Origin of the sequence: Actinoplanes sp. NPDC000266 (assembly GCF_042899005.1) — a bacterium.
GTDB lineage: Bacteria > Actinomycetota > Actinomycetes > Mycobacteriales > Micromonosporaceae > Actinoplanes.
On the sequence record NZ_JBIAZI010000013.1, the window covers coordinates 165,413 to 181,902 of the forward strand.

The following is a 16,490-nucleotide window of genomic DNA, read 5'->3' on the forward strand; positions in this document are numbered from 1 at the left end:
AAGTGAGCCGTGCACCACGAAGAAAGGACGAAGAACGACCTGCGTGCAAGGCTGTGACCCGGACATGACCTGGGGGGACGTACACCATGACGGACGACGACGTCCCGTTCGGCGCGATGCTGCGCCGGTTACGGATCGCCGCCGACCTCACCCTCGAACAGCTCGCGGAGGCGTCCGGCGTCAGCGACCGGGGGATCAGCGACATGGAGCGTGGCGTCAGCCGCAGCCCGCGGGCGCGCACGATCGAGGCGATCGCCGACGGCCTGGGCCTCGGCCGGGACGAGCGCGACCGGCTGCTCGCCGCCGCCCGCGCCGGCCGGGTCGGCAGCGCGCCGGTCGCCGGGCTGCCGCTGCCCCGGCGGGTCAGCGACTTCACCGGCCGCGACGCCGAGCTGGCCCGGATCGCCCGGTGGGCGGCCGGGTCGAGCGCGGCCGCCCCGGCCCCCGTCGTGGTCGTCAGCGGGCCGCCCGGCGTCGGCAAGACCTCGCTGGCCGTGCAGGCGGCCCAGGCCTGGCCGGCCGAGCAGCACCTGTTCGTCGACCTGCGCGGTCTCGACGACAAGCCGCTCACCCCGGCCGCCGTGCTCGGCAAGCTGATCCGTGCGCTCAGCCCCGAGCAGCACGCCGTGCCCCGCGAGCCGGACGATGCGGCCGCCCTGTGGCACACCCTGTGCCGCGACCGGCGCCTGGTCGTCGTGCTCGACAACGCGGTCAGCGAGGGCCAGGTGCGCCCGGTCCTGCCGCCGCACGGCCCGGCCGTGGTCCTGGTCACCAGCCGCCGTGCCCTGAGCGGGCTCGAGGGCGTACGCCGCCTGCGGCTCGACGCGCTCAGCGAGACCGACGCCGTTGCCCTTCTCGGCGCCATCCTCGACGACCCGGACACGTCCCCGGAGAGCCTGCGGCGCATCGCCGAGCTCTGCGTCCGGGTGCCGCTGGCGCTGCGCATCGCCGGCAACCGGCTGCTCAGCCGGCCCGGCTGGACCCCGGCCGACCTGATCGCCCGCCTGGCCGCGCAGGAGCGCCGCCTCGACGCGCTCGCCGCGGGCGACCTTCAGGTCAAGGCCGCCTTCAATCTGTCGTACCAGCAGCTCTCGGGTGTGGCCCGTCGCCTTTTCCGGCGGCTGGCCCTGGTGCCGGGCCCGTCGGCCGGCGTCGAACTGGCGAGTGTGCTGGTGCAGGAGCCGATCGCGGTCACCGAGGACGCGCTCGACGAGCTGATCGAGCTGAGCCTGCTCCAGCAGCGGCCGGACGGCCGCCTGGAGTTCCACGACCTTTTGCGTCTGTACGCCCAGGGCGAGCTCGAACGCGAGGAAGGCGCCGCCGACCGGGCCGCCGCCGTCCGCCGCCGCGACGACTGGCTGCTCGACACGGCCACCCGGGCCGGGCTGTTCTTCGAGCCCGGACAGGGCGATCCACCGGCCGGCAGCCCTTTCACCAGCGGCGCCCAGGCCGGCGACTGGCTGCGCCGCGAGGCCGAGAACTGGCTGCCCGCCCTGCAGTCGGCGGCCGCGGCGGGTCAGGACCAGCGGGTGATCGAGGTGGCCGACTCGCTGCACTGGTTCTCCGACGGGTGGGCCAACTGGCCGTACTGGCTCGACGTCTTCAGCCTGTCGGCCGGCGCCGCCCGCAAGCTCGGCGACGACCGGCTCACCGCCATCCACCTCGGCTATCTGGCCTGGGTGCACATCGTCTGCCTGGGACAGCCGGAGATCGCGCTGGAACGCGCCCGCGAAGGGCTCGACCACGCGGTCCGCTCGGGCGACCGCAAGCAGATCGCGTGGGCCCATTACTACATCGGCTGGGCGCTGAGCCGCCGCCAGCGCTGGGACGAGGTCCTCGACCACGGGCGGGAGGCGGTCGCCGGTTTCCGCGCCGTGAACGACCGGGAGGGCCTGCCCAACGGGCTCACCCTGTGCGCGCTGGCCGTGCAGGGCCGCGGCCCGGCCGACGACGCGATCCCGCTCCACGAGCAGGTGATCGAGGCGGTGACCGACCCGGCGACGGCGCCGCCGGCCCACATCGCCCTGTTCATCGAGACGGTGTCCCGCTCGTTCCTGGCCAACATCGAGATCGCGGCCGAGCGGTGGCTGCGGGCGCTGCGCCGCGTCGACGAGTCGATCGCGGCAGCCGAGCGCCTCGAGCATTCGCTGGAGCGGCTGATGACCGCCCGGTCGCAGCGCGCCCTGGTCTTCGCCCGGCTCGGCCGGATGGAGCAGGCCCGGGAGGAGCTTTCGGCCGTACGGGTCCTGATGGAACGCAACGGCAGCGCCGAGCCCCGCCCGGGCGCGCTGCGCGACCGCCTGGCCGAGGTCGAGGCGCTGCTGGCCGCCTACGACGCGGAGAACTCCAGCAGATAGCGGTTGACCAGATCCGGCACGGCCCGCCCCAGATCGTGCGGGCCGCCCGGGATCACCTCGTAGCGCAGGTCGGGCACCAGGTCGGGCATCCGGTGCGCGGTCGCGTCGATCGGCAGCAGCTTGTCCGCGTCGCCGTGCAGCAGCAGCACCGGCACGTCGAGCCGGAGCAGCCCGGCCCGGAAGTCGACGCGCCCGGCGTCGCCGAAGCCGGGCTCGGCGCGGTCCTCGATGTCGGCCAGGCCGGCCTCGTCGACGCCGTCCGGGTTGCCGTCCGTGCGCCGCAGGAACGGGGTGACCGCGGCCGACAGGACCACCTTGCGTACCCGCCCGGAACCGTGCTTCTCGAGATAGCGCACCACATCTCCGGCGCTCGCCGACGAACCGGCCAGCACACACCCGGTCAGGTCGAGCTGCTCCAGCAGCGCGCACAGATCCTCGGCCAGCGCGTCCACCTCGTACGGCCGGGAAAGCCCGGACCTGCGGTCGAAGCCGATGACCCGGTGACCCGCGGCGCGCAGCGCCCGGGCCTGTTCCTCCCAGCCCGCGCCCACCAGCACGACCGGGCTGCCGGAGCCCTGATCGCTGTGAGGGAGGCGGTTCCGTCCGTACGGCACCGATTCATTGGACGGCCTTGATCATCGGCGCGCCAGGAAGTTTGCACGAAGATTGATCTAGTCATCCGTCATCGGTCGGACGACGGCCGCGCTCGCACAGGCAGTCAAGTGACCGATGGCGGGGCAGTCACCGCGCAGAAGTCTCGACCCCATGCCTTACATCACCACCACCGACGGAACCGAGATCTTCTACAAGGACTGGGGCACCGGGCAGCCGGTCATCTTCAGCCACGGCTGGCCGCTCAACTCGGACGCCTGGGACGTCGAGCTGAAGCTCGCCGCCGACAACGGTTTCCGCGCCATCGCCCACGACCGCCGCGGGCACGGCCGCTCCTCGCAGAGCTGGCTCGGCAACGACATGGACACGTACGCGGCCGACCTGGCCGAGCTGGTCGACGCGCTGAACCTCAAGGACGTCATCCTGGTCGGCCACTCCACCGGCGGCGGCGAGGCCGTGCGCTTCGCGGCCCAGCACGGCGCGGGCCGGGTCGCCAAGATCGCCACGGCCGGCGCGGTGCCGCCCGTCATGGTGAAGTCCGAGACCAACCCCGAGGGCACCCCGATCGAGGTGTTCGACGGCATCCGCGCCGGCGTGCTGGCCGACCGTTCGCAGTTCTTCAAGGACCTCTCGGAGTCCTTCTTCGGCATCAACCACGGCTTCGAGGTCTCGCAGGGCCAGCGCGACCAGTTCTGGCGCCTGGGCATGCAGATGAGCCTCAAGGGGGCGTACGACTGCGTCAAGGCCTTCTCGGAGACCGACTTCACCGAGGACCTCAAGGCCCTCGACGTCCCGATCTTCATCGCCCACGGCGGCGACGACCAGATCGTGCCGATCGCGGCCGCCGCCGAGAAGACCATCAAGCTGGTCAAGAACGGCACGCTGAAGGTCTACCCGGGCGCCCCGCACGGCATCGCCGGCTCGTACCAGCAGGAGCTCGACAAGGACCTGCTCGAGTTCTGGCAGAGCTGATTCGTCGTGTACGCCGGCGGCCGTCCCCCGACGGCCGCCGGCTCTCTTCTCTCGGAGGTCCCTCTTGGCTACCGGTCTTCACGGGCACCGCATCGGCGCGGCCCTGGAACGCTCAGCGGTCGCCGAGCTGATCGGCACGTTCATCCTCGTGCTGACCATCGTCACCACGGCCGTCTCGGCCGCTCTGGCGACACCGATCGCGGGCCCCGCCTTCAGCTCGGCGACGGTGCCGCTGGCGGGCGCGGTGCTGGCCGCCCTGGCGGCGTGGGGGATCGACGGCTCCCGGGCCCGCTCGCAGGCGGCCCTCGGCGCGACCGCTCCGGCAACGGGGGTGAGCGGTCTGCGCGTCCTGCTCGTCGAAGCGCTCGTCACCTTCGTCCTGGTCCTGGTCGTGGTGGCCGTGGCCACCGACGACCGGGTCTCCCGGGCCGGGGCGGCCCTGGCCATCGGGGCCGCCCTCGGCGTGGCCATCCTGATCAGCGGCCCGATCACCGGCGCCGGCGTGAACCCGGCCCGGTCCCTGGGCCCGATGCTGGTCGCCGGGCAGTGGACCGGCTGGTGGGCCTACATCGCGGGCCCGCTGATCGGCGGCATCGCGGCGGCCCTGCTGTGGCCGCTCAGGCCGGCCAGTCCAGCACCCGCAACACCGGCCACTGTCGGCGCCAGCGCGCGGTCTTAGCCTCGTAGACGTGGCGCGGAGCCAGGACGGGATTGGGCCGCACGACAAGGTTGAACACGTCGGCCAGCCCGTGCGGCGCGTAGACGCGCCAGCTCCCGTCCGGCTCCAGCCGCACCCCGAGACAGCAGGTCGTGGCCGCGAACGAGTCGATGGCGGCCTCGGTGGAGTCGTACGGGGGACACGGCACGCCGAACTTCTCCTCGTACCAGAGATGAACCCGCGCCTCGTTCCGCACCTCGACGTCCGCATCCCCGGCGAACGCCTTGATCACCCGGTCCTCGGCCTCCCAGGACAGGTCGCTGCCGTCGAAGTAGAAGACGTCGTAGTCCTTGATGCCCTCGGCGGCCGGCCGCCCGGTGACGACGTTCCACACCGTCTGGAACAGGCAGCCGGCCGTCACATACCAGTTCGGGGGCGCGACCTCGGCCGCGTTCTCGAGCACTTGCAACAGTTTTTCGTTGCGTTCCAGCATGGTCCTGAGGGCGGCGAGCTGCTCGTGCAGCGGAAGGCGTCCGTACATGACGTAGATAATCGCTTCCGCCCGGCCGCCGCGTGCTGGTAGACAGCGCGGGTGGAATTTCCTGACCTCCTGCGCCTGATCGACGAACGCGCGACCGCCTTCCAGGCCGCCGTCGCCGCCGCACCCGGCCTTGACGCGCCGGTGCCGAGCTGTCCCGGATGGACGCTGGACGATCTGGTGCGCCACCTGGCGGACGGCCGCCGCAAGTGGGCCTCGATCGTCGCGGCCGGCCCGGCCGGCGCGCCCCCGCCCCAGCCCGACGAGCCGGCCGACTTCGCCGAGGCGACCCGGCAGCTGCTCGCGGCCCTGCGCGAGACCGGCCCCGACCAGGGTTGCTGGGGCTGGTGGGGCGATTCGCCGCAGTCCCCGCTGACCGCGGGCGCCGCCGCCCGCCACCAGTTGCAGGAGATCGCGGTACACACCTACGACGCCCAGCTCGCGGCCGGCGACCCGCAGCCCCTGCCCACCGAGGTGGCCCTGGACGGGGTGGAGGAGTTCCTGGTGACCTGCGTGGCCACCACGGCCCCGTGGCCGCACGCCCCCGCCACCGTCGACTACCGGACCACCGAGGGCCCGGCCTGGCGTCTGGACCTCTCCGCCGAGGGCGCCCGGGCCGAGCGCCTTTCAACCTTTGGCGAGGCGGCCGCTTCCGCTGAGGCTTCAGCCAGCGACCTGGTCCTGATCTTCTACGGCCGTGTCCCGCTGACCACCGCCAAACTCGACGGTGACACCGGCGTGTTCGACCAACTGATCGCCTGGGACCCGTCGGCCTGACCGCGGTCCGGGGCGCATGGCGTCCGCGGTCCCGGCCGCGACGGTGAGCGGGTCGGTGAGCGGGCGGCCCAACAGGCGTGCGAGGTCCGGACCGGTGTTGCTCAGGAATCCGTGACGGACGCCGGAGGCGATCGAGGCCAGCATCGGCGGCTGGAAGGGCAGCAGGCCGGCGTCGCCGAGCAGGCGGGCGCGGTACTCGCCGAGCCCGATCGTCCGGTGGCCGGCGCCCAGGCGCTCGGCCACCTCGGCGGCGGTGATCGGTGTGCCGACCAGCTCGTAGGTCTGGCCCGCGTGCGCGGCCGGCTCGCTCGCGACGACGGCCGCGGCGGCGGCCAGGTCGGCCCGTGCCACGGCGGAGAGCGCGCCGGCGCCGAACGCCGATTCCAGGCCGCCGGGTGTCCAGGCGAGCAGGGCGCCGAAAAGCTCGGCGTACAGGCCGTTGCGGAGGAAGGTCCACGCGAGCCCGCCGCGCTCGATCATCCGCTCGGTGGCCCGGTGCGCCAGCGCGAACCCCAGGTGGTCCCCGGCGCCGGTCAGGCTGGTGTAGACCACGTGGGCCACGCCGTCGCGGACGGCGGCGTCGAGAAGAGCCGCGTGACGCGCGATGACCTGGTCGTCCTCGGCGTATCCGGCCGAGACGAGGACCAGGGTCGAGACGCCGGTGAGGTCGAGAGACGCGGGGTCGTCGAAGTCGAGCCGGCGCTGGCCGCCGGTGGGCGTACGACTGCCTCCCAGCGCGGGGACCCCTCGTTCGCGCAGCTCGGCCAGGGTGCGGGAAGCGAGCTGTCCGGTGGCTCCGGTCACCATGATCATTGCGGTCGGTCTCCTGCCGTGGTTCTCTTCAGTAACTACGGTCAGATCCTGGCCAGGCGCCCGGCCGCTCACAAGGAGGCAGTCTCGTGTCAGTGAGGCACACCGAGGTAACCACCGGCGCGGCCGAGCTCGACCCGTGCGGACTGCCCGAGCATCCCGACTGCGGCATCCGGGACGTCCTCGACCGGGTCGGCGACAAGTGGTCGGTCCTGGTGATCGTCGAACTGGCCAACGGCCCCCGGCGCTTCCGCGAGCTGCAGCGCGCCATCGACGGCATCTCCCAGCGCATGCTGACCCTGACCGTGCGCCGCCTGGAACGGGACGGGCTGGTCCTGCGAACCGTGTACGCGACAGTGCCGGCCCAGGTCGACTACCGCCTCACCGAATCCGGCGCCAGCCTCACCCACCTGGTCAAGGCCCTCACCGACTGGTCGCTGGAACACCGCGCCGCCATCGCCGAGTCGCGCCGGTCGTACGACACCACCCACCCCGACAACGAGATCCGATGATCACCTGCGTCGTGCACTACGTCATCGACCCCGCGCAGATCGAGGCGTTCGAGCGCTTCGCCCGCGAGTGGATGCGCCTGGTGACGAAGCACGGCGGCGTCCACCACGGCTACTTCCTTCCGGCGGAGGGCGCCAGCGACCGGGCGGAGGCGCTGTTCAGTTTCGAGAGCCTGGCCGCGTACGAGCTGTACCGCTCCCGCTTCGGCCACGACCCGGAATTCATCGCCGCCGACAGAATCCGCGACGAGTCAGGATGCGTCCTGCGGTACGACCGCACTTTCATGCGCCCGCTGCTGCCCCACTGACCGGCAGTCCCCGCGGTCAGGGTCGATGTTGGGCACCTTTGCGACGCCCACCGCCTCCGACCTGCCACTGTGGCATTTAGGCTGCTCAGCCGTTCCGCGGCTCGCACCCGAAACCACGATCCAACCGTGACCAGGTGCCGTGCTCGTGTCGCGCTGACTCTACGAGCGCGGCGTTCGCGTTTCGATGAAACGTTGGGCCTCACCCGTCATGAACGCCGCTTCATGCTGGCTTTGCGGCGCGAATCCTGCAGGATCCGCTGGATCCTCAGAGCGTGTGGATGGTCCCGGCCGTGAACTCGGCGGAATTTGGCCAAAAGAATCTCATACTGAGCAGCGGCCTCATCGAATTGTCCGGCATCGTATAGGGCGAAAGCGAGATTGTTCCAGCAGGTCAAGGTACTTGGGTTACCATCTCCAAGGACGCGGCGAAAGTCGGGAAGAATCGATTCGAACTGGGCAACCGCCTCGGCCCGCCTACCTGAATATTGGTACGCCGTAGCGAGATTGTCTCGACAGATCAATGTGCCCGGATGGTCAGATCCCATGGTACGGCGGTAACCATCGAGCACCGCCTGAAGGATTGCTATCGATTCGATAGCACGCCCTAGGTGACGATACAGGTCCGCTTGATTCTTGCGAAAGGTCAGCACATCAGGATGCTCGTCTCCCATCACTCGGCGGGAGATGGCGACAATCTCGTCGTAGAGATCGACGGCCTCGTCATGCCGCTCGGCAAATCTATAGGCCTGGGCGAGGTTATTGCCAGCCATAAGCGTACTGGGGTGCTCGTCGCCCAACAGGCGGAGATCGTCTTCTCGAACCAACTCGAACAGCGGGATCGCGTCGGAAAGCCTGCCCTCCAACTGATAGGCGGCAGCGAGATTTCCGCGACATACAGTGACGTCATGGAATGGCACTCCCGGCAGCCGCTCGAATATCGGAAGAATCGTTTCCGGTAATAGAATCGCGTCGTCCGAGCGACTCATCGCCAGGTAGGCAACCGCAAGGTTGTCTCCTATTACCAACGTAGTGACATCAGTCGCGCCAGCCACTCGCCGTAAGCCCTCAAAAACGGTCTCGAAAAGCGGAATCGCTTCCTCGGCACGCCCCGCTGTTTGACGAGCACGAGCAAGGTTGCCACCCGCCACCAGGGTGAGCCGGTCATTGTCGCCGAGAAATCTGCGGTGATCGGTGAGGACCGACGTGAACATCGCGATGGCGCGGTCGTATTGCCCCTGGCCCTCCAGATAAGTGGCGGCACGATACAGAAGCGAGGAGATCTCACCAACGCGTTCCCGTCCGCTGATATGTGGGTTAATGGCGTCGATGTGAGGCAGAAGACTATTCCACCGTGGCCAACTCGACGGTTCTCCCCATGGGTCTGCGGTCAAGGCGCCGGAGAGAAGGGTCACAGCCGCCGCCGCTGGCGACAACGACTCTCCCGCGATCGGGCGCAGGCGTGTGACCTCCTGAACCAGCCGATGCACACTCAGCATGTCATCGGTCCAGGTAATCATGCTGTATGAGGCGAGCAGCGCCAGGGCGTCTTCTACTTCCATCGGGCTCTCGCTAAGGCTCGCCGCCACCTCCACAGGAAGCTCATCCGGCGCCAGGAACGACAGAACTCGCAGCACCCAAGGCGCGAATGGTGAACGGTCGGCGATCGTCTCCATGGTCAATGCCCACACGCGATACAGGGCGACTCCCTCCGGGAAGCCTTCCGGCACCACTGCGAACATCTTGTCCGGGTAGAGGTTCAACCGTCGCCGATAGTCAGCGATTGAGATGTGGCGCTGGCTGATGTATGCAGCCGCCTGTTCCAAAGCCAAAGGTAGGTCGCCCAGGTCCGCGGCCAAGGCCGCGGCATCGTCGACGTTCCCAGCATGAGCAGAAGAGCCGATCAACAGCTCGACGCTGGACGCCCTGTCCAGGGCGGTCAGCCGTAGGGGCGTCAAGCGAAACCGCTCCCAAACGGTCCCGCCGAGGTCACGCCGCGTGGTAACGAGGACACGACCTCGACCTCGAAGTTGTCCGAGCAGAGGTTCGATCTCGGCGAAGTCCTCAACATTATCGAGTACAAGTAACCAGCCCGGACGCTCCTGCAGCCACCTCACTGCCCATTTATGCGCGTCAGCAAGCGTCACAGGCGAGGGGAGGAGTCTCTGCGCGAGATCCGCGAGGCCCAACACGATCCGTTCCGAGGTGTCCGCGTTGATCCACCACACGAGCGAATACCGCTCGCGGTAGGAGTACGCATACTGCAAGGCCAGCCGGGTTTTGCCGACGCCGCCGAGACCATGCAAAGTCTGGCCGATCACCGCGTCGTCGGCCTCGGCCAGATCCAGTAGGTCCGCGATCGCACTGTCGCGTCCGACGAACGGGCCGCCGGCCGGGCGGGGAAGATTGTGCATTCCGGGGGAAGCATCCACCGTCGCCGGATCCAGCGGCTCGACCACGACATGGGTGACGTTGTTGATTTGATGGTTGTGATCGCCGACTTGCAGTCCTGACGAGCCCGTCACCGAAACCTGTCCCGTTGCCCCGGACGAGTCCGGAGGAAGTCGCGTCGTCATCGGCTACAGGTCTATCGTAGAATCCGCTTGGTCGGCAGCTGTCCGTTCGTGCCCAACCTGTCGGCGCTTGTCGGTGGGACGCCACAAAGGCCTTTGGCGGATGCGTCTCAAGATTCGGGGAACGAGCGGCGGCGTGTGAGCACACTGCCGATCGGCCGCGTCGTCGTTGTCGAACGGCTTGACGCCCAAGCTGCCCATGGTCCCGCCCTATCCTGCGTCGCCCATGAGCAACGCCGCGCTCGTGTCGTGGCGACTCTACGAGCGCGGCGTCTCGCCCGTCAGCGGCGGAAGGGGCCCGTCACGCAGTACGTGATGCCGCCCGACGAAGAGCCCGTCGTTCCCCTCTGTGAGGAGAAGTAGAGGCGGTCGCCGGCCGGGGTGAAGGCCGGGCCGGTGATCTCGGAGCTGCTCTGGCCGGTGATGCGCAGGAACGGGGAGATCTTGTCGTCGGGGGTGATCAGGCAGATCTCCATGTTGCCGCCGTCCTCGGCCACGTAGAGGTCGCCGGACGTCGAACCCGTCACGTTGTCCACGCCGGTCAGTGGGGCCGTGCCGGGGCTGACCAGGTTGTCGTCGTAGGCCAGCTCGTACGTGCCCGCCGCCAGGTTCACCTGCCAGACGCGGTTGTCGCCCTTCGTGGTGAACCAGACCGTGTCGTCGGCGTAGTGGCAGCCCTCGCCGCCGTTGAAGGACTTGGCGCCGGACACCTGCGAGCGGGTCACCGTGGGCGAGCCGTCGGGGTCGGGAACGTTCGCCCACGTGAAGGTGCCGGACGTTCCCGAGCCGGCCACGAAGACCTGCAGGACGCCCGCCGACAGGTCACCCCACACCGTGGGCACGAAGCGGTAGAACTTGCCGTTCGTCTCGTCCTCGGTCAGGTAGACGACCTTGCGTACGGGATCGGCGGCCGCCGCCTCGTGCTTGAAGCGGCCCATCGCCGGGCGGGCAACGGCACTGCCACCCAGGGGGTACGTCTCGTAGACGCGGCCCAGCGAGACCTCCTCGCACGACAACCACGTGTTCCAGGGCGTCTTGCCGCCGGCGCAGTTCTGATTCGTACCCGAGAGGATCCTCGAAGCTCCTGTCACAACGCCGCTGGAGTTGAAGACGATGCGGGAGGCGCCACCGCCCGCGGAGGACGAGACCTCCGAGTTGGAGACGTAGATCCACCCGGTGCCGTTGGGGATGACCGCGCCGCCGTCGGGGGCGTCGTGCCAGACGTACGACGTGCCGGGCACCGCCTGCCGTGACCGGGCCACGATCGCGCTGGTGAAACCGGCCGGAAGTTGGATGCCGCGGGCGTCCGCGGCCTGAAGCGGGCCGTACGGCCCGGTGGCGTTCTGCGCCGGCGCCCCGTACGCCGCCGACCATGCCGTGAAGGGCAGCGCCACCGCGCCCGCGCCGACCACTGTCGCTCGCAACATCGCTCGTCGATCCATGGCTCACATTCAGCCGGACGCGACTGACGGCGGCTCAATGATTAGATGAACGTCGATTGGATAATCAGTGGTCCGGCCTGCCGCCCGCCGCTAGGTTCGCCTCGTGGTCTATCAGCATCCACTGGCGTACACCCTGGGAATGGAAGGTGTGGCCTTGCTCCGCGCCTTCGCCGGGGAGTACGACCGAGCCTTCACCGAAGCCCGCATCAGCGAGATCCGGCGTCTGCTGGACAGCCCGCCCCTGAACGACGACGGGGTCACCGCCGAGCGGGTGGACACCGTGAACGGCTACAAGGTCTGGTCCTCAACCTACGACCAGCCGGGCAACGGCCTGTTCGCCATCGAGGAGCCCATCGTCCACGAGATGCTCGGCCCCGTGCCGCCCGGAGTGGCCCTGGACGCGGCGTGCGGCACCGGCCGCTACACCGGATATCTGGCCGCGCGGGGCCACCGGGTCATCGGCGTCGACAGCTCACCGGACATGCTGGCCCACGCCCGCGAACGCGTCCCGTCGGCCGACCTGCGGCAGGGCGATCTGCACGAGCTCCCGCTCCCCGACGACCACGTCGACATCGTGGTGTGCGCGCTGGCCCTGACCCACCTGCCCGACCTCACTCCGGCCATCAGCGAGTTCGCCCGGGTCCTGCGCCCCGGCGGCCACCTGGTCATCACCGACGTGCACCACGAACTGGTGGCCCTGGGCTCGGTGCCCCGGGTCCGTTCCGGCGACGGCGAGCCGGGCCTGCTGCCCGCGTTCCGGCACCGCCCCAGCGACTATCTTCGCGCCGCGCTGCCGCTGGGCCTGGTGCCCCGGCGGTGCGAGGAGCCCCGAATGGGGGGCGACCCCAGCGGCCAGATGCCGGAGGACATCACCACCGGCCCGTGGGACCTATGGCCCTGGTCCCTGCACGAGATCACCCCGGCCGCGACCGGCGCCGCCTGGAACGGCACCCCGAGCCAGATCATCTGGCACTTCCAGCTGACACCGCCACCGGCCCCGTCGGTCGGCGCGCTCAGTCCGCCGGATTCATGAGTCCCTGTTGTCATCCTCCCGCATTTCGAGCACACCGCGGAGCATGGAGGCAGTGTTCGTCGTTCTCGGGTGGTCGCGGCCGAGCACCCGAGAACGCTTCGCGAGGACTTGCTCGTACAGGGTGATGGCCTCCGCGATCCGGCCCGCCGACGCGTACGCGCCGGCCAGGTTGTTGCAACTGGTCAGGGTGTCCGGGTGGTCGCCGCCGAGCACACGCCGGTAGTCGGCGAGGACCTGCTCGTACAGGGTGATGGCCTCCGCGATCCGGCCCGCCGACTCGTAGGCGTAGCCGACGTTGTGGCGGCTGCTCAGAGTGTCCGGATGGTCGTCGCCGAGGACGCGCCGTCGATCGGTGAGAACCTGCTCGTACAGGATGATCGCCTCGGCGGTCCGGCCCGCTGACACAAAGGCGCCGGCCAGATTGCTGCGGCTCGTCAGGGTGTCCGGATGGTCGTCGCCCAGCGCACGCCGCTGCCCGGTGAGAGCCTGCTCGTACAGGGTGATCGCGTCGGCGACCCGGCCCGCCGACTCGTAGGCGTAGCCGAGATTGTGGCGGCTGCTCAGCGTGTCCGGATGGTCGTCGCCGAGCATGCGCCGGAAGTCGTTGAGAACCTGCTCGTACAGGGTGATCGCCTCCGTGACCCGACCCACGGACACGTAGGCGCCGGCCAGATTGTGGCGGCTGGCCAAGGTGCCGGGGTGGTCGTCGCCGAGCACCCGCCGACGCTCGGCGAGAACCTGCTCGTGCAGGCTGATCGCCTCGGCGATCCGGCCCACGGACGCGTAGGCGCCGGCCAGGTTGTTGCAACTGCCAAGAGTGGCCGGATGGTCGTCGCCGAGCACCCGCCGCTGATCGATGAGGACCCGCTCGAACAGGGTGATGGCCTCCGCGACCCGCCCCACCGACGCGTAGGCGCCGGCTAGGAGACCGCGGCTCGTCAGGGTGTCCGGGTGATCGTCGCCGAGCATCCGGCGACGGTCGGTGAGAACCTGCTCGTACAGGATGATCGCCTCGGCGATCCGGCCCACCGAGCGGTAGTCCCCGGCCAGGTTGCTGCGGCTGGCCAGAGTGCCCGGATGGTCGTTACCGAGCACCCGCCGCTGATCGATGAGAACCTGCTCGTACAGGGTGATGGCCTCCGCGACCCGGCCCGCCGACTCGTAGCCTCCAGCCAGATTGTGGCGACTGGTCAAGGTGTCCGGGTGATCGTCGCCGAGCACCCGCCGCCGGTCCACGAGAACCTGCTCGAACTGGAGGATCGCGGCTGACGTCTGGCCCTGGAACTGTCGGTAGGCTGCCGCCCGGTCATTGACGTACATGAGATCGGCGTGATTGTGCCGGGGGCCGGCATGCTCGGTCAGGGCGTCGATGTGCGGCAACAACTGATTCCACCGCGGCCATCCGGCCACATTGCCGATCGGGTCGCGGGGGATCGTCTGCCGCAGCAGCGAGACCGCCGTCGCGTCGGCCGGCTCGGCCCCGTCCCCAGCCGGAGTCTGCCGCCGGACCACGGCCTGCACCAGCCGGTGCACACTGACCTGGCCACCTCCGCGGGTGACGAGACTGAACGACGCCAGCACAGCGAGGGCGTCACCCATCACGACCGGGTCGTCGGCACCGAGTGGATCAAGCACGTCTTCCGGCAGATTGTCCGGGCCCAGCCAGGCCAGCACCTGCAGCGCCCGCACGGCCGGCGCGGATCGGGCCGCGACCGCCCCCATGCTCGCCCGCCAGACCGCCGCGACCGTGCGTTGCGCCGGCCCGCACTCACCCGGGTCGGCGGCGACCAGCCCGAACCGCTCGGTGAGCAACCGAAGATAGCCGTCGAACCCGAACCCGTCGTGCTGGGAGATGTAGGCAGCGGCCTGCTCCAACGCCAGCGGCAGATCTCCCAGCGCCCGCGCCAGCCGGCCCGCACCGTCGACATCATCCGAGCCGGTCAACCGCACCAGCAACCGCACACTCGCGGCCGGCTCCAGCACACCCAGCCGCATCGGCGTCAACCCGAACCGTGTCCACCGGGCCAGGCCCAGATCACGGCGGGTGGTCACCACGAGCCGGCCATGGCCGGCGACCTGCCCCAGCAAGGGCTCGATGTCGGCGATGTCCTCGACATTGTCCAAGATCAGCAGCCAGCCGCTGTGTGACTGCAACCAGCCCACCGCCCACGCCTGCGCATCGGCCAACATCGCCACCGGATGCAACCGCGCGGTCAACGCCGCCAGCCCCAACTCGAGTGCCTGCCGGTTCTCCGCGGTGACCCACCAGACCAGCCGATACTGATCGAGAAACGCCCGCGCGAACTGATTGACCAACTCACTCTTACCGATGCCACCGAGCCCGTGCACCGCCGCCTGGCCCACCACCAGCCCGGTACCCGGACCGCGACCGAGCAGGCGATCCAGCACGGCCACATCGCGGCCTTCGAAGACCGCCGTCGCCGGCGGCAGGTTGTGCACTGCCGGCCCGTCGGCGCCCGGCGTCTGGGGCGCCGGCAGCGTCGACGCGTCCACGACGAGATTGGTCTGGGTGTTGTGGTCACCGACCTGGACCCCGCTACTGGCCGAGATCACTGTCCCGGCTGTCGGCGCGACCGGATCCGACGGGACACCCAGATCCATGCCTGTCACCGCCCAACAACGCACCGCTATAACCGCAGGTATAGCACCTCCGGCCGAGGAAGGCGCGCAGGGCGCCAGTTCCGCAAGCCTATGGGGTGGGACGCGGGGAGCCGGAGAGGCGGAGGGCGAGTTCGACCTCGCGGAACTTCGCGGGTGGCAGGGTGCAGACGTACCCGGTCAGCGCGTCCGGGGTCAAGGTTGTCTGCCACGTGCAGAAGATGTGGTTCTCGTGGGGGAGGGCGACCCGGATCACCCCAGGCTGTGGCAGGCCGAGCGGGACCTCGATGCCGGCCAGGCCGGTGGGGCTCGCATGTTCGGCCTCCGACGGGGACAGCAGGGTGTAGCCCTGCTTTTCGGCCTCTGTCGCGGGGGCGACGATCTGGATGACGGACAGGTCCTCGGAGAGCAGCAGCACCGGCCACTCGGGGTCCAAGGTTGAGTGCCATACCTCGCCGGGTCTCATGGGGCTCCTGGTTGGATGGTCGGCATGAGCTTGCCGGAAACCTCGGAGCTGACGCTCCCGGACGGTCGCGTCCTACGGTATTGCCTTTACGGGCCCGAGGACGGACTGCCGGCCGTCTTTCACAGCGGGTCGCCCAGCAGCCGGTGGAAGCGGCCCAGCCTCATCGATGTCATGGAGCGGAGCAAGCTTCGCTTCCTCGTCTACGACCGGCCCGGGTACGGCGGGTCGACGCGGCAGCCGGGGCGGACCGTGGCCGATGCGGCTGCGGACGTGCGGGCGCTTGCCGAGGCGTACCGCTGGGAAAGGTTTGCCGTCTTTGGTGGGTCCGGCGGTGGGCCTCACGCGCTGGCCACCGCGGCGTTGCTGGGGGAGCGGGTGACGCGGTGCGCGGTGTTGTCCGGCATCAAGCCCCGCGAGTCGTCCACCGGTGAGGAGACGTTGCGGGAGCGGCAGGCCGAAAGCGCGGCGCACATCCTGGCTCAGATCGAGGCGGGCGGGCCCGAGGTGCCGTGGGAGCCGGGCGGGCCGGCGCTTGACGACCCGGAGGCCATGGCGCGGATCCGGGCCACCTTCGCCGACAGCATGGACGGGTGGGTGGACGACAGTCTCGCCTTCGCGCGGCCGTGGGGGTTCGACGCGGCTCGGATCGCCGTGCCGGTCGGTGTGTGGCGGGGTACCGACGATCAGGTCGTGCCGCCGGAGAACGCCGAGTGGATGCTGGCGACGATCCCGGGTGCGCAAAGACATGTCTACTCCGGAGGGCATCTGCCGGGGGCCGACGTCTACGGGGAGATCTACGGCTGGCTGAGCTGACGCGTG

General features: G+C 69.8%; 15 protein-coding genes. 8 read left to right on the forward strand and 7 right to left on the reverse strand.

Features of this window, described 5'->3' with window-relative positions; genetic code table 11:
* Positions 1 to 86: 86 nt before the first annotated feature.
* Entirely contained in the window at positions 87 to 2,357 is a 2,271-nt protein-coding gene (locus tag ACFY36_RS41845) for a helix-turn-helix domain-containing protein (RefSeq protein ID WP_499751478.1), read from the forward strand.
* On the opposite strand, the gene ACFY36_RS41850 is transcribed toward ACFY36_RS41845, so the two are convergent.
* On the reverse strand, positions 2,330 to 2,971 hold the full coding sequence (locus ACFY36_RS41850; protein WP_499751479.1) for an alpha/beta fold hydrolase: 642 nt from the start codon (positions 2,969 to 2,971) through the stop codon (positions 2,330 to 2,332). The two genes, ACFY36_RS41845 and ACFY36_RS41850, sit on opposite strands and share 28 nt — an antisense overlap.
* Positions 2,972 to 3,122: 151 nt before the next feature.
* On the opposite strand from ACFY36_RS41850, the gene ACFY36_RS41855 reads away from it, so the two are divergent.
* Positions 3,123 to 3,941, forward strand: a complete 819-nt coding sequence (locus ACFY36_RS41855; RefSeq protein ID WP_499751480.1) for an alpha/beta fold hydrolase — start codon at positions 3,123 to 3,125, stop codon at positions 3,939 to 3,941.
* Positions 3,942 to 4,005: 64 nt separating this feature from the next.
* Entirely contained in the window at positions 4,006 to 4,620 is a 615-nt protein-coding gene (locus ACFY36_RS41860; protein WP_499751481.1) for an aquaporin, read from the forward strand.
* On the opposite strand, the gene ACFY36_RS41865 is transcribed toward ACFY36_RS41860, so the two are convergent.
* Positions 4,559 to 5,140 (reverse strand): nucleotidyltransferase family protein, encoded by a 582-nt coding sequence (locus ACFY36_RS41865; RefSeq protein WP_499751482.1) that lies wholly within the window; start codon positions 5,138 to 5,140, stop codon positions 4,559 to 4,561. The two genes, ACFY36_RS41860 and ACFY36_RS41865, sit on opposite strands and share 62 nt — an antisense overlap.
* Before the next feature lie 51 nt (positions 5,141 to 5,191).
* Here ACFY36_RS41865 and ACFY36_RS41870 point away from each other — a divergent pair, with 51 nt between their 5' ends.
* A complete protein-coding gene (locus tag ACFY36_RS41870; RefSeq protein ID WP_499751483.1) occupies positions 5,192 to 5,914 on the forward strand; it encodes a maleylpyruvate isomerase N-terminal domain-containing protein in 723 nt (240 codons plus the stop codon).
* Here the strand turns inward: ACFY36_RS41870 and ACFY36_RS41875 are convergent.
* Positions 5,801 to 6,727 carry a Rossmann-fold NAD(P)-binding domain-containing protein gene (locus tag ACFY36_RS41875; RefSeq protein ID WP_499751484.1) on the reverse strand — a complete coding sequence of 309 codons (927 nt, stop codon included), beginning with the start codon at positions 6,725 to 6,727 and terminating at the stop codon, positions 5,801 to 5,803. The genes ACFY36_RS41870 and ACFY36_RS41875 overlap by 114 nt on opposite strands.
* Positions 6,728 to 6,813: 86 nt before the next feature.
* Between ACFY36_RS41875 and ACFY36_RS41880 the strand changes: the two genes are divergently transcribed.
* The gene (locus tag ACFY36_RS41880; RefSeq protein WP_499751485.1) at positions 6,814 to 7,236 is read left to right on the forward strand and encodes a winged helix-turn-helix transcriptional regulator; all 423 of its coding nucleotides are present in this window, start codon (positions 6,814 to 6,816) and stop codon (positions 7,234 to 7,236) included.
* A complete protein-coding gene (locus tag ACFY36_RS41885) occupies positions 7,233 to 7,541 on the forward strand; it encodes an NIPSNAP family protein (RefSeq protein WP_499751486.1) in 309 nt (102 codons plus the stop codon). The genes ACFY36_RS41880 and ACFY36_RS41885 overlap by 4 nt, the downstream gene beginning before the upstream one ends.
* A 206-nt stretch (positions 7,542 to 7,747) precedes the next feature.
* On the opposite strand, the gene fxsT is transcribed toward ACFY36_RS41885, so the two are convergent.
* Together fxsT and ACFY36_RS41895 are read right to left on the reverse strand one after the other, a co-directional pair.
* A complete protein-coding gene (fxsT, locus tag ACFY36_RS41890) occupies positions 7,748 to 10,114 on the reverse strand; it encodes an FxSxx-COOH system tetratricopeptide repeat protein (protein WP_499751487.1) in 2,367 nt (788 codons plus the stop codon).
* A gap of 278 nt (positions 10,115 to 10,392) precedes the next feature.
* Positions 10,393 to 11,553 (reverse strand): alkaline phosphatase PhoX, encoded by a 1,161-nt coding sequence (locus ACFY36_RS41895; RefSeq protein WP_499751488.1) that lies wholly within the window; start codon positions 11,551 to 11,553, stop codon positions 10,393 to 10,395.
* Positions 11,554 to 11,656: 103 nt separating this feature from the next.
* On the opposite strand from ACFY36_RS41895, the gene ACFY36_RS41900 reads away from it, so the two are divergent.
* A complete protein-coding gene (locus tag ACFY36_RS41900) occupies positions 11,657 to 12,586 on the forward strand; it encodes a class I SAM-dependent methyltransferase (protein WP_499751489.1) in 930 nt (309 codons plus the stop codon).
* Here the strand turns inward: ACFY36_RS41900 and ACFY36_RS41905 are convergent.
* A complete protein-coding gene (locus tag ACFY36_RS41905) occupies positions 12,581 to 15,208 on the reverse strand; it encodes a tetratricopeptide repeat protein (protein ID WP_499751490.1) in 2,628 nt (875 codons plus the stop codon). The genes ACFY36_RS41900 and ACFY36_RS41905 overlap by 6 nt on opposite strands.
* A gap of 88 nt (positions 15,209 to 15,296) precedes the next feature.
* Positions 15,297 to 15,641 carry a hypothetical protein gene (locus ACFY36_RS41910; RefSeq protein WP_499751491.1) on the reverse strand — a complete coding sequence of 115 codons (345 nt, stop codon included), beginning with the start codon at positions 15,639 to 15,641 and terminating at the stop codon, positions 15,297 to 15,299.
* A gap of 54 nt (positions 15,642 to 15,695) precedes the next feature.
* On the opposite strand from ACFY36_RS41910, the gene ACFY36_RS41915 reads away from it, so the two are divergent.
* Positions 15,696 to 16,484: an alpha/beta fold hydrolase gene (locus tag ACFY36_RS41915; RefSeq protein WP_499751492.1), complete on the forward strand. Its 789-nt coding sequence runs from the start codon at positions 15,696 to 15,698 to the stop codon at positions 16,482 to 16,484.
* Positions 16,485 to 16,490 lie beyond the last annotated feature (6 nt).